Origin of the sequence: Aromatoleum sp. (genome assembly GCF_035254505.1) — a bacterium.
Taxonomy (GTDB): Bacteria; Pseudomonadota; Gammaproteobacteria; order Burkholderiales; family Rhodocyclaceae; genus Aromatoleum.
Genome location: NZ_DATFAO010000025.1, coordinates 1 through 12724, shown reverse-complemented (window position 1 = coordinate 12724; position 12724 = coordinate 1). Strand labels below are relative to the sequence as shown.

The following is a 12724-nucleotide window of genomic DNA, read 5'->3' as shown; positions in this document are numbered from 1 at the left end:
TTCCTCAGTCGACAGCGGTGCGGCAAGCGAGCGGCACGACCTGCTGGTCGATCGCGCCGAAGATGTCTTCGCCGTGTTCGTTCGTCATCTCGATGCGCACGCGGTCGCCGAAGCGCATGAAGGGCGTCTGCGGCTGACCGTTCTCGATCGTCTCGTACATGCGCACTTCGGCGAGGCAGCAGTAGCCGACGCCGCCGTTCGCGGTGCTGGAGCCGAAGAGGCCACCCTGCTTGTTCGAGACGGTGCCCGAGCCGATGATCGAGCCCGCCTCGAGTTCGCGCGTGACGGCGACGTGGGCGATGAGGCGCGGGAAGTTGAAAGTCATGTCGACGCCGGCGTTCGGGCGTCCGAAGGGTTCGCCGTTGAGCGTCACCTGCAGCGGCAGGTGCACGCGCCCGTCCTGCCACGCGGCCCCGAGCTCGTCGGGCGTCACGGCGACCGGCGAGAAGGCGGATGCCGGTTTCGACTGGAAGAAGCCGAAGCCTTTCGCGAGTTCGTTCGGGATCAGGTTGCGCAGCGAGACATCATTCACGAGCATCACGAGACGGATCGCCTGCGCGCACTCGTCCGGCGTCGCCCCCATCGGCACGTCGCCGGTGACGACCGCGACCTCGGCCTCGAAATCGATGCCCCAGTCCTCGCTCGCGGCGACGATCGCATCGCGCGGGCCGACGAAGCTGTCCGAGCCCCCTTGGTACATCAATGGGTCGGTGTGGAAGGACGTCGGCAGTTCCACGCCGCGGGCCTTGCGCACGAGCTCGACGTGATTGATGTAGGCCGAGCCGTCGGCCCACTGGTAGGCGCGCGGCAGCGGCGAGTGGCAGTGCACCGGATCGAACGGGATCGCGTGGCGCGCGTGGCCGTGGTTGAGCATGTCGTAGACGAACTCCAATTCGGGCACCACTTCGTCCCAGTCGTCGAGCGCCGCCTGCAAGGTCTTTGCGATGCCGCCGACGGTCTGGCAGCGCGTGAGGTCGCGGCTGACGACGACGAGCGTGCCGTCGCGCCCACCGTGCTTCAGGGTTGCGAGCTTCACTTGAACATCTCCTTGTAGCGGCCGTCGTGCATCCAGGCGGCGTGCTTCGGCGCCTTCTTGGTCTGCGCCCACTCTTCGAGCATGTCCCACTTCACGCGGTCGAGCGCCTCCAGCATCTTCGGCGAGCCGGTGTTGGCAGCGAGTTCCAACCGGTGGCCGTTGGGATCGAAGAAGTAGATCGAATGGAAGAGCGCATGGTCGGTCGGCCCGATCACGTCGATGCCTTCGGATTCGAGGCGGGCCTTGGTCGCAAGCAGGACCTCCATCGAGTCGACCTGCATGGCGAGGTGCTGCGTCCAGGCCGGCGTGTTCGGGTCCCGCCCCATCGCCGGGCGTGTCGGCAGCTCGAAGAAGGCGAGCACGTTGCCCATGCCGGCATCGAGGAAGATGTGCATGTAGGGATCGGGCTCGCCGGTCGAGGGCACTGCGTCCTCGGCGATCGACAGGATCAGCTTCATGCCGAGATGCTTCTCGTACCAGCGCGCGGTTTCGAGCGCGTCGTGGCAGCGATAGGCCACGTGGTGGATTTTCCGGATCAGCATCGCAAAGCTCCTCGTTCAGACGCCCTCGCGCGCGATCTTCATCGCCTCGCGCAGCACGTCGATGTCGCCGATGTGATTCGACAGCAACAGGATCAGGCGCGCGTTCACCATCGCGCTCTGCTCATCGGTCAGATCACGATGCATGTCGATCAGCGCCTCGTAGAAATCGTCGCCGGGGGAGAAGGCGCGGAAGTAGCGCTTCCCGGGGGTGAAGAAGTTGGGATCGATGTTCAGGCTCATGGCAGCTTCCCTCAGGCGTTGCAGGTGGCGCGCGCGAGTGCGGCACGGACGGAGTCGGCGTCGAAGGCGCGCCAGCGTGCGGTGACGTGCTGGTCCGGGCGGACGAGATAGCAGGAGTCCGGGCGCAGGTCGTAGCGCTCGCGGATGCGCCCGCGTGTGTCATATAGCGTCCGCAGCCCGGCGGGTGCATTGCCGCGCTCGGCGACGACCAGCACCTCGACCGAGATAGTCGCGTCGGCGAGCGCCGCGAAGGCGGCCGTCGTCTTAGCGTCGAGGTCAGCCGCGTCGGCGATGTAGTACAGCAATTGGAAGCGATTGCCCGCTGCCTGCAGCAGCCACTGTTCGCCGCTCGCGGTCTCGATCGGTGCGTCGTCCATCGGCGCGCCGGGCACCATATTGCCGGCGAAGACCTCGCCGTCCGGCGTATTGAGCCGCGACGACGTGAGGAAGCTCGGCACTGACAGCCGGCCGGAATTCACGAGCGCGCGCGCAAAAGGATAGTCCTTCGCAAGCCCCAGCACGGCATTGCGGAAGGTCTTGCTGATGACGCTCTTCGGCGTAATGAAGTCAGTCGAGCGCGTCGAGTTCATGATGTTCTCGTCGGCGGCGAAAACGCGCTCCTCCGAGTAGGAGTCGAGCAGGCTTCCCGGCGCCTTGCCGTCCAGCACCAGATTGAGCTTCCAGACGAGGTTGTCCGTGTCCTGGATGCCGGAATTCGCGCCGCGCGCGCCGAAGGGCGAGACCTGATGCGCGGCATCCCCGGTGAAAAGCAGGCGCCCATGGCGGAACTCGTGCATGCGGCGGCACTGGAAGGTGTAGACGCTGACCCATTCGAGCTCGAATTCGCGCTCGTCGCCGAGCATCGCCTGGATGCGCGGGATCACCTTCTCGGGCTGCTTCTCCTCTTCCGGATCGACGTTCCAGCCGAGCTGAAAATCGATGCGCCAGACGTTGTCGGCCTGCCGATGCAGCAGCACCGACTGGTTCGGGTGGAAGGGCGGATCGAACCAGAACCAGCGCTCGGTCGGGTAGTCCGCCTTCATTACGACGTCGGCGATCAGGAAGCGGTCCATGAAGATCTTGCCTTCGATGTCCAGCCCCATCATGTGGCGGATCGGGCTGCGGGCGCCGTCCGCGACGATCAGCCAGTCGGCGTCGATGCCGTAGGCGCCGTCCGGCGTCTCGACGCGCAGGCTGACGTGCTCATCGTGATCGGTGACGGCGATCACGTTGTTCTTCCAGCGCAAGTCGATCGCGGGCAGCGACTGCGCGCGGCGCACGAGGTATTCCTCGAGGTAGTACTGCTGCAGGTTGATCATGCCCGGGCGGTGGTGGTCCGGCTCCGGGCAGAGGTTGAAGTTGAACACCTCCTGCTCGCGGAAGAAGGTGCGCCCCACGTTCCATGACACGCCCTTCTGCACCATCTCCTCGGCGCAGCCCAGACGGTCCATGATCTCCAATGCGCGCTTGGCGTAGCAGACTCCGCGCGAACCGATCGATACCGTGTCGTCATTGTCGAGCAGCACGACCGGCTTGCCCTGGATCGCGAGGTCGATCGCCGCGGCGAGCCCGACCGGCCCGGCGCCGACGATCACGACCGGATAGTGCCCGTCGCGCTGCTCGGCGATCTCCGGCGGGCGCTGGTATTCGAACTTGGGGTACGTGTACGTGCTGAGCACGGTGTCTCCTCCTCTTGCCTGTCGGTCGGTGGCGCCGCCTTCTTGCGGGCGTTTCGCCAAATTCTGTGCGCGGTCAGCGTGCCGGCCCTACTCCTGCAGCGCGTGCCACATCTGCCGGTCGCGCTCCGCCGTCCAGATCCGCGGATCACGGATGCCCGAAGCCTCGTCGAAGGCGCGCGTAACGTCGAAGGGCAGGCAGTGCTCGTAGATGAAGACCTGGCCGAAATGCGGATCCATATGCTTGCGCACATGCGCCATCGCAGCCTTGAGCTCCATGCCCTGCGCGACCGCCTCCTGTGCGCTGCGATACAGCGTCGACACGAAAGCCTTGGTGTAGGCGAGCCCCTGCTCCACCGCTTCCGGCGTCTTCAGCGCCGGGCCGCGCCCCGGCACGAGCTTCGCGGCACCGAACTGCGCGAGTCGATCGAGCGTCGCCGGCCAATCCGCAAGATACGCGTCGCCTGTGTAGCACGCCGCGTCATATTCCACGAGGTCGCCCGAGAACAGCACATTGTCCTGCGGCAGCCACACGACCGTGTCGCCCTTGGTATGGCCGCGCCCGCATTGCATGATCTTGACCTCGAGCTTGCCGAGCCACAGGCTCATCTCGCCCGTGAAGGTCAGCGTCGGCCAAGTCAGACCCGGGACGCTCTCGACCGCATCGAAGAGCCGCGGGAAGCGCCCGATTTCGGAATCCATGTCCTGCTGGCCGCGCTCGACGATCAGGTCGTAGGTGTCGCGGCTCGCGATGATCTGCTGCAGCCCCTCGTCCTTGTAGCCGGAGGCGCCGAGCACGCGCACCGCGTGGTAGTGCGTCAGCACGACGTACTTGATCGGCTTGTCGGTGATCTCGCGCACCTTCGCGATCACGCCCTGCGCCATCACCGGCGTCGCGGTCGCGTCGATGATCATCACCGCGTCGTCGCCGACGACGATGCCGGTGTTGGGGTCGCCCTCGGCGGTATAGGCCCAGGTGTGCGGCGACAACTGCTCGAAGCTGATCCGCTTTTCTTCCAGGTCGGCCTGCGATGCAAAAACCTTGGTATTCATCGACAACTCCTCGACGATAGCCTGCGTGGTTAAAATCATGCTAGCGGACGATTTGTTAATCGTCAATTGGTTTGCTATAGATAAATCACTTCAGAATGCTGCCCGCACAGCTGTTAAGATTTGCGCCCTACGGGAGATAAGACCTTGAACAACGAACACAGTGCGGAGCGCCCGACGGAGAAATCCGGCGACCGGCGGGGCATCCAGTCGATCGAAGTGGGCGGCGCGTTGCTGCAGGCGCTGGTGCGGCACGGCGGCCCGATGATCCTCAAGGATCTCGCGCGCGAAGCCGGCATGCCGCCGGCGAAGGCCCACCCCTATCTCGTGAGCTTCGGCAAGCTCGGCCTGATCGAGCAGGACCCCGTCACCGGGCGCTACGGCCTCGGCGCCTTCACGCTGCAGATGGGCTTGTCGGCGCTGCACGAGTTGAACCCGTTGCGCGTGGCGACCCCCGAAGCGGCGAAACTCTCGGACGAGATCCAGCAGAACGTCGCGATCGCGGTGTGGGGCAACCAGGGCCCGACTATCGTCAGCATCGAGGAATGCAATCGGCAAGTGCACGTGAACATGCGCGTCGGCACCGTGATGGACCTGCTCACCTCCGCCACTGGCCGTACCTTCGCCGCCTTCCTGCCCGCGCGCATGACCGCCGCGCTGATCGAGGACGAATTCGCACGCCTCCAGACCAACCGCGGCACGATCTCGCGCGAAGAACTCGAAGCGGAACTCGAAGAGGTGCGCCGCGAACGCCTCGCCCGCGCCGTCGGCAAACCCATCCCCGGCATCAACGCCTTCACCGCGCCGGTCTTCGACCACGCCGGCCATCTGGCTCTGGCGATCACCGCGATGGGTCCCGCCGGCAGCTTCGACTCCGACTGGCACGGTCCGGTGGCGAAGAAGCTGCGCGCGTGTGCGGAGGCGATTTCGGGGAGATTGGGAAGGACGGGGGCCTGAAGACGACCCTTACTTCAAGCCCGCGAGATACTGGACGACCGCCTCGATGTTTGCCTCACCGAGCTCCGCGGCGGCTGCGCTCATATCCGTGCTGACGCGCTCGCCGGTCTTGTTGAGGTAGCGCTTGAGGCTCAGGCGCAGGTACTCCGGCTGCTGGCCCGCCAGGCGCGGAATGCCTTCGTTGCCATGTGCGTCGGCCTGGTGGCAGCGCACGCAGATGCGCTTGAAATGCGATTCGCCCTGGACTGCGGCCGCCCCCCCCTTGCCGGCCGGCGTCGCGCCGGCGTCGGCGAAGTAGACGGCGATCGCAGCCTTCTCGCGATCGCTCAGCACCTTCATCAGGCCCTGCATGAATTCGTTGCGGCGCTTGCCGCTGACGAAGGCCGAAATCTGGTTGGCGACGTAGACGGGATTCTGGCCGGCGAGGTTGGGCACTTCGGGGTAGCGGCTGGCGCCGCTTTCACCGTGGCAGTTGGCGCAGAAGAAGCTGGCGCTGTGTCCTTCCTTGACCAGCGCGGCATGCGTCGGGGAATCGCTCGCGGCCTTGTGGATCAGATCCTGGACGGTGTCACCGGCCAGCGCATTGCTGCACGCGGCCATGACGACCGCGATGACGGCCAGGCGGCCTCTGAACCCCATTCCTACACTCCCCGCAAGCGAGCCGACGCGCGATTCCTACCGCGGGCGGCGTATGAATCGCGCATTCTATCACTGCGGGTAAGGGTATTGCGCTATACGAAAACCGGTTCGGGCTCCAGATGCACGCCGAATTGCGCGAGCACATCGGATTGGATCGCCCGAGCGATGCGCTCGACGTCCATCCCGCGGGCGCCGCCGCGGTTGACCAGCACCAACGCCTGATTCTCGTAGGCGCCGACCGGGCCCAGGTCGCGCCCTTTCCATCCGCTGCGGTCGATCAGCCAGCCGGCGGCGAGCTTGAAACGACCGTCGGGCTGCGCGTACGAAGGCAGTTCCGGGTGCGCTGCGGCGAGGCGCGCGCGCGTGTCGGCATCGACGACCGGGTTCTTGAAGAAGCTGCCAGCATTGCCGATTCGCGCAGGGTCCGGCAGTTTTCGCTGGCGCACGGCGATGACCGCGTCGGAGACTTGCTCTGGCGTCGGGTCGGCGATGTTGCCTGCGGCCAATTCGCGCGTGACGTCGGCGTAGCCGAGGACGGGTTGCCAGCGCCGCGGCAGGCAGAAGGTCACGGAGGTGATCAGCACGCGCCCCGCCAATTCCTGCTTGAAGACGCTGTCGCGGTACGCGAAGCGGCAAGCCGCGCGGTCCAGCTCGATCACCTCCCCGCTATCGAGCGTGACCGCGCGTAGCGAGTGGAAGCGCTCGGCCATCTCGAGCCCGTACGCGCCGATGTTCTGCACGGGCGCGGCGCCGACCGTGCCGGGGATCAGCGACAGGTTTTCGAGGCCGGGCCGGCCCTGTTCGAGCGTCCACCGGACGAAATCGTGCCAGTTCTCGCCGGCGCCCGCCTCGACGTACCAGGCGTCGCGGTCCTCGCCGACGAGCCTGCGGCCGGCGACCTCGACCTTCAGCACAAGACCGGGGACGTCGCGCGTGAGCACGAGGTTGCTGCCGCCGCCGAGCACGAGACTGGGTCCTGCCCCCCATTCCGGATCCGCGCGCAGCGCCCGGACGTCTTCCGCCTTCCGCACGACTGCAAGGCGGCTCGCACGCGCGGGCAGGCCGAAGGTGTTGAACGGCGTCAGGTCGACGTCGCGGCGGATCGGCGGCACCGCCAGGCCTCGATCGTCCCTAGTCTGCACAGTGCACCGCGTCGCGCCGGGCCGGCTGTATCGGGAAAAGCCGATCGTAGGCGAGATTGAAGGCGAACGCGTAGACGACGTAGGCCGCCGCGAGCGCGAGATCGGCGACCAGCGCCTCGGCCCAGCCGAGCCCGGTCCACAGCACGATGACCGGCAGCGTCAGCAGCAGCAGTCCGCCCTCGAAACCGACAGCATGCAGCGCGCGCAGGCGAACCGGGCGGCGATCGGCGGTGCGGCCCGTGAGGCGGCCTTCGATCCAGTCGAAGCTGGTATTGAACACGGTGTTCCAGACGGCTGCGAGTAGCGCCATTACCGCCATCAGGGCGCTCGATTCGAGGAGCGGCGCACCGGTGGCCCAGGCGAAGGGCGGCGTGATCAGCAGCAGGCCGCCGACCTCGAACAAGACGATCTGGCGCGCGCGATCACGGAACGAGCGCAGTTGGGGGGAATGGGCGGACACGGCAATAAAGTTGCAGGGGCGACCGGCTAAGATAGGACCTCGCCCCGCCAAATGCAACCGCTGCACCGCATCATCGCGGGCAGCAGTCGTTCGGCTTACGGGACTCAGTTGTCCGGGTGGTTGTTGTCGTTGGGATTGTTCTGGCGCTTGCGCTGTTGCTCGCGGGCTTTCTCTTCTTCGCCGCGACCTTGACGTTGCTGCGGCTGCGCCTCGCGGCGCTCCGGCTGGACTGACCGCTCGCGCTGGCGGTCGAACTGCTCGCGTTGCTGGGCCGCTTCGCGGCGGCGATCCTGCTCCTGATCCTGCGCCTGGCGTTCGCGCTGGCGCTGCTGTTCGAACTCCGTGCGCTGCTGCCGAACCTGATCGCGCTGTTGTTGTTCGGCTTGGTCGTGTTGCTGCTGCAGCTGACGGCGTCGATCTTCCTGATCCTGCTGCTGTTGCTGGCGTTCACGCTGACGTTGCTCGAACTCGGCACGCCGCGCCTGCTCGTGTTGCTGCTCGGTCTGGTCGCGTTGCTGCTGCAACTGACGGCGCCGGTCTTCCTGATCCTGCTGCTGTTGCTGCTGGCGCTGCTGGTCGGCTTGTTCGCGCTGCTGGAAGCGGCGTTGGCGCTCGTCCTGGTCCTGCTGCAGTTGCTGCTGACGTTCGCGCTGCCGCTGCTCGGCTTCGGCACGGCGCGCTTGGTCGCGCTGCTGGTCGGTCTGTTCGCGCTGCTGGAACCGGCGTTGACGATCGTCCTGCTCCTGCTGCGGTTGCTGCAGGCGTTCGCGCTGACGTTGGTCGGCCTGCTCGCGCTCGGTGCGTTCGCGGATCGCCGGAGCGATCTGCGGTCCGCCGGCCGGAACAGGCTGACCGGATTGGTCGCGCAGGCCTTCGCGCCGACGATCCCCGTCACGCCTGTCGTCATGCCGCTCCGCGCGGCGGCGTTCCCAATCGGCCATGCGCTGCTCGCGGCGGCGATCCGGATCGATATTGACGACACGCGGCGTTTGCACGAAGCGCTCCGACGCGGGCGTGACGGCGAACTGCTCCTGGCGGTAGACGTGGCGGACACGATCCGGCGCCTGCACGACGCGCGTGATCTCGGTGACGTTCGTGACCTGCGTGATATTCACCTGCCGCACGTAGGTCGGCGAGTAGCGGTAACGCGGCACGAACACTTCGCGCGGCGCCAGCGGATACCAGCTGACGTTGCGGGGCAGGCCCGACGAGATCGTGATGCTGGCACCCGGCGCGCCGATCCACGCGACAAGTGCCGGCGCGTACACGGGACGGGCCACATAACGACCCGGCGCCCAGGCCCAGCGGTTGCGGATCAGCACCCAGCGGCCGTAGTGGAAGGGCGCAAAGCCCCAGGGCTGATCGTCGACCCAGGTCCACCCCCAAGGCTGGACGAACATCCAGTGGCCGTACCGGTAGGGGGCCCAACCGGCTGGCACCGCGCGCGGATACCACACCGTGCCGTAGTCGCCGTAGTCGCCCCACTCACCGTACTCGTACAGATCCTCGTAGCCCGTCATCTCCGGCGACACGTGGCGCGGACGGCCGATGCGCTCGTCACGTTCATCGCGCGCCTGCGCCCAGTCCGAGAAATCGTCGTTCTCGGGCGAACTCCAGCTCACGTCGGTGCGCCCGTCGGAGGAAATCTCCATCCGGCGGTCGTCGGAAACGCCGATATTGCGGTCCGGCGCACGAAAGTCGATGTGGCCGCGATAGTTGGTGACGACCGTGCTGCGGTCGAGCTGATCGATGCGGTAGCGGCCGGGGTCGGCCGTCATCGCCCGTCCGTCGCGCGTCTCGACTTCGATCTGATCCTCGCGATCGGAGCTTCTCACGCGCAGCGAGACGCTGCCGTCGTCGAGACGGACGCGGATGCGCTCGTCGTCGAGGCGGCGGATCTGCACCGTCGTGTCTTCGTCGAGCCGCAGCACGCTCGAACCGATACGGATCTCGGCGCGGCTGTTGCGCTCGGTGGCGAGCGAGTCGTCGGTCGTGATCGGCCAGTTGATGCCGGCGCTTTCCCATTTGCCGCCGTCACGCTTGACGGCGAGTTCGCCGTCGATCACGGAAATGCGGCCGACCCGGCTCGGGGGGTCTTCCGCCCACGCCGCACCGGCCGAGGCGAACAGCAGCACCAACGGGACCAGCAGCACGCGCTGAAAGATGCGCATCAGGTCGCGGACCATCGCAATGTCACTCCATACAAACCGCGCAGGCGGTGTGAGACCGCCGCGGGGCCGAAGCCCAGCGCGGCGGGTTCCTGTATATACAACGTTGGACTGCAGGGAACGCTGACTATCCGAACAAATCCTTGCAAATGCAGCGCCGGCGCCAGCTAGTGGCCGGCCGGCGCCGCAGGTGCCGGCACGGGAGCGGGCGCCTCATGGATCTTCCCCATTCCATTGCGGCTGTTGTCCGGCGCGTCGCCGTTCTTCTCCGGAGCGGGCGCGTCGCCCTCGGCCGTGTCGCCCGGCGGGGCGTCACGCACGACCAGTGGCTGCGCAGGCGTCTCGGGAACCGGCGGCCGATCGAGGAGCGGCAGCAGCGTCGGTGCCATCGACTTCAGGATTTGCACCGGCAGACCGGACGTGAAGTGGAAGGACGACGCGTCCTTGCCGATCACGTAAGCGGTCAGCGTCCCGAAGTAGCGCGGCCCGAGGTAGAACACGAAGGTCGCCGTGCGGTTGAGCGAGTAGCCGCCGCGCACGCCGCCGTGGGCGCCGGAGACGATGACGCGGTTGTCACCCGTACCGGTCTTGCCGCCGACCGGCATCGGCTTGCCGTCGGCACCGACGAAGGCACCGGCGAGCCGCCGCGCGGTACCGCCTTCGACGACCTCCGACAAGGCCTCCTTCAGGGCGCTGGCCACTTCCGAGCGCATCACGCGCTCGCCTTCGCCGGGCTTGCGCACGAGCTCCGTTTCGTAGGGCGTCCCGGCAGCGAAGTGCAGCCGCTCGATGCGCGAGGTCGGCAGGCGCACGCCGTCGTTCACGATGATGCCCATCAGCTCGGCGAGCGCCGCGGGCCGGTCACCGGAACTGCCGAGCGCGGTCGCGAGCGAGGGCACGAGCGTATTGAACGGGTAGCCGAAGCGCACCCAGCGGCGATGGATGTCAAGGAAGGCCTCGACTTCGAGGATCGTGTAGATGCGCGAATCCTGCGCGCTCTTGAAGCGGCTGCGGAAGAGCCAGCGGTATACGGCCTGCCGCTCGGCCTTGCTCGCCTGCACGGCTTCGGTGAAGGTCGCATCCGGCTTGCGCGACAGGTACGCGGCGAGCCACAGCTCGAGCGGGTGCACGCGGGCGATGTAGCCCTGGTCGGGCAGGTCGAAATTGCCCGGCGCGTAGCGCTTGTAGAGGGCCGCTGCACGGCCGTGGCCGAGGTCGGCTTCGGGCAGGCGCGCCTCGATGAAGGCGGTGAAGGCTTCCAGGTCGGCGTCCGGGTTGAGGTAGCGGTAAGCGGCGGCAAGACGGTCGACGGTCGGCCGCAGGCCCTGCATGAATTCGTCGCGGATCTCGTCCGGCGTCTGGCCCTGGTACTTGCGCCAGAAGCGGCGCATGAAGACCTGGCCTTCGCGGTCGGCGAACTTGGCGAGATACTCCTCGCGGCGCGGGTCGCTGTCGTCTTCGAGGAGCTTCGCCGTGCTGCCGGGCACCTGGTACATCGTGTGGCGCACGATGTCGCGCATCAGGCGCACGAAAGGCAGGTTGATCGACGCCTGCAGCGCCTCGCGGACGGTCGGGGAACGGCCGTTGTCTTCCTTGCGGAAGTTGTTGAAGGTGTGAACCCCGCCCCCGGTGAAGAAGGATTCGCTGGGGCTCGCCGAGTAGTGGCGCTCGAGCGCGGCGTTGAGCATCGGCGGCAGATTGCGGTCCTTCGCGGCAATCAGGTAGTCCAGCGCCCAGCGGGTCAGCACGTCGTGGCGGTCGACCGGGGTCGCGCGCAGCTCCTCGACGGTCTTGTCGGAGAAGCGCTGGTGCAGCTCGGCGACGATCTCGAGGTAGGTCGACAGCACGCGCAGCTTGGCGGTCGAGCCCAGTTCGAGCTTGCTGCCCTCGTTGATGTCGAGCGGCTGGTCGGTCGTGTCGGTCTGCACGCGCACGCGGTTGCCGCGCTCGGTGCGCTCGAAGAGCGTGAAGCTGTAGTAGACCTTGTCGAGCTGGTTCGGCGTCAGCAGCTTGTCGCCGATGATTCCCGCCTTGGTGCCGAAGTCGGGTTCGGCAAGGCGATCCAGGTACTTCGTGACGGTCTGCTGCAGATTGCGGTCGAGGGTCGAGGTCGCGCGCAGGTCGAGGCGGTCGAGATCGTAGAGCGACACGTCGAGCATCCCTGCGAGACGCGTGCGGATCAGGATCGCGCCCTTGTCGGCGTCGACCGGCACACGCGCCGGCTCGACGGCGGCGTCGCGGAATTTGAGTTCGCGGCGCAGGGCCGCGTCGCGCAGCGCCGGCGTGATCACGCCCGATTCGGCGAGCAGGCGCAGGTGGGCGTCGGCGAGCGTCACCAGGTCTTCCCGCCCACGACCGAGGAAATACGAGGGGCGGCGGTGCGCGATCATCAGCGCGAGCACCTGGCGCAGCGCGAGGCCCTGGTCGGCGAGCGCCTCGCCGGACGCGTCCGGTGCGGCCAATAGCTGGTTCACGTGCTCGAAATCGGCGCCGAACCACACCCACAGGCCGTCACCGAGACCGTGGACCTCGCCATACACGGGCGCCGCTGACAGCGGCACGGTGTTCAGGTAATCGAGCACCAGGCGCTGGCGGATCGGGAAAGTTTCCGGACCATCGCGGTACGCGCGCACGGTCGCCGACACCATCTGGCGGATTTTCTCGCGCGGCGAGTGCGTGACGCCGTCCGGCGAGTGGCGGTACTTCTCGATCTGCGTCGCGAGCGTGCTGCCGCCCGGCGAGTTGAGGTCCTCGTCGACGACCTTCGCGACCTGGCCGAACACCGCGCGGCCGAAGCGCGCCCAGTCGACCGCC

General features: G+C 67.1%; 11 protein-coding genes. 1 reads left to right on the top strand and 10 read right to left on the bottom strand.

Going from position 1 to position 12724, the window contains the following annotated elements; translation table 11 throughout:
• Nucleotides 1-4: 4 nt before the first annotated feature.
• The 5 genes from VJ673_RS04315 to VJ673_RS04295 all read right to left on the bottom strand — a co-directional run bounded on the left by VJ673_RS04315 (nt 5) and on the right by VJ673_RS04295 (nt 4547).
• A complete protein-coding gene (locus tag VJ673_RS04315) occupies nt 5-1036 on the bottom strand; it encodes a fumarylacetoacetate hydrolase family protein (RefSeq protein ID WP_324124805.1) in 1032 nt (343 codons plus the stop codon).
• Nucleotides 1033-1578: a VOC family protein gene (locus VJ673_RS04310; protein WP_324124804.1), complete on the bottom strand. Its 546-nt coding sequence runs from the start codon at nt 1576-1578 to the stop codon at nt 1033-1035. Before VJ673_RS04310 ends, VJ673_RS04315 begins: the two co-directional genes overlap by 4 nt.
• A 15-nt stretch (nt 1579-1593) precedes the next feature.
• Nucleotides 1594-1818, bottom strand: a complete 225-nt coding sequence (locus VJ673_RS04305; protein ID WP_324124803.1) for a DUF2783 domain-containing protein — start codon at nt 1816-1818, stop codon at nt 1594-1596.
• A gap of 11 nt (nt 1819-1829) precedes the next feature.
• Nucleotides 1830-3497 (bottom strand): FAD-dependent oxidoreductase, encoded by a 1668-nt coding sequence (locus VJ673_RS04300; RefSeq protein ID WP_324124802.1) that lies wholly within the window; start codon nt 3495-3497, stop codon nt 1830-1832.
• An 87-nt stretch (nt 3498-3584) separates the two neighbouring features.
• Nucleotides 3585-4547, bottom strand: a complete 963-nt coding sequence (locus tag VJ673_RS04295; protein WP_324124801.1) for an MBL fold metallo-hydrolase — start codon at nt 4545-4547, stop codon at nt 3585-3587.
• A gap of 144 nt (nt 4548-4691) precedes the next feature.
• Here VJ673_RS04295 and VJ673_RS04290 point away from each other — a divergent pair, with 144 nt between their 5' ends.
• Nucleotides 4692-5501 (top strand): IclR family transcriptional regulator, encoded by an 810-nt coding sequence (locus VJ673_RS04290; protein ID WP_324124800.1) that lies wholly within the window; start codon nt 4692-4694, stop codon nt 5499-5501.
• A gap of 9 nt (nt 5502-5510) precedes the next feature.
• Here VJ673_RS04290 and VJ673_RS04285 read toward each other — a convergent pair whose 3' ends face one another.
• The 5 genes from VJ673_RS04285 to VJ673_RS04265 form a co-directional block, all read right to left on the bottom strand.
• Nucleotides 5511-6140, bottom strand: coding sequence for a c-type cytochrome (locus VJ673_RS04285; RefSeq protein ID WP_324124799.1), 630 nt, complete (start codon nt 6138-6140; stop codon nt 5511-5513).
• Between the two features lie 92 nt (nt 6141-6232).
• Nucleotides 6233-7282 (bottom strand): UDP-N-acetylmuramate dehydrogenase, encoded by a 1050-nt coding sequence (murB, locus tag VJ673_RS04280; protein ID WP_414635631.1) that lies wholly within the window; start codon nt 7280-7282, stop codon nt 6233-6235.
• Complete coding sequence (locus tag VJ673_RS04275) at nt 7272-7742, bottom strand: PACE efflux transporter (RefSeq protein WP_324124797.1); 471 nt, start codon at nt 7740-7742, stop codon at nt 7272-7274. The genes murB and VJ673_RS04275 overlap by 11 nt, the downstream gene beginning before the upstream one ends.
• Nucleotides 7743-7846: 104 nt before the next feature.
• Nucleotides 7847-9928 carry a DUF6600 domain-containing protein gene (locus tag VJ673_RS04270; protein WP_324124796.1) on the bottom strand — a complete coding sequence of 694 codons (2082 nt, stop codon included), beginning with the start codon at nt 9926-9928 and terminating at the stop codon, nt 7847-7849.
• A gap of 149 nt (nt 9929-10077) precedes the next feature.
• On the bottom strand, nt 10078-12724 hold a 2647-nt coding region (locus VJ673_RS04265; protein WP_324124795.1), incomplete at its 5' end, for a transglycosylase domain-containing protein.

What these genes read in the sequence shown, in the direction of transcription:
- VJ673_RS04295 (WP_324124801.1), bottom strand. Translation starts at nt 4,547, where the DNA reads ATGAATACCAAGGTTTTTGCATCGCAGGCCGACCTGGAAGAAAAGCGG.
- VJ673_RS04305 (WP_324124803.1), bottom strand. Translation starts at nt 1,818, where the DNA reads ATGAGCCTGAACATCGATCCCAACTTCTTCACCCCCGGGAAGCGCTAC.
- VJ673_RS04310 (WP_324124804.1), bottom strand. Translation starts at nt 1,578, where the DNA reads ATGCTGATCCGGAAAATCCACCACGTGGCCTATCGCTGCCACGACGCG.
- VJ673_RS04270 (WP_324124796.1), bottom strand. Translation starts at nt 9,928, where the DNA reads ATGGTCCGCGACCTGATGCGCATCTTTCAGCGCGTGCTGCTGGTCCCG.
- VJ673_RS04285 (WP_324124799.1), bottom strand. Translation starts at nt 6,140, where the DNA reads ATGGGGTTCAGAGGCCGCCTGGCCGTCATCGCGGTCGTCATGGCCGCG.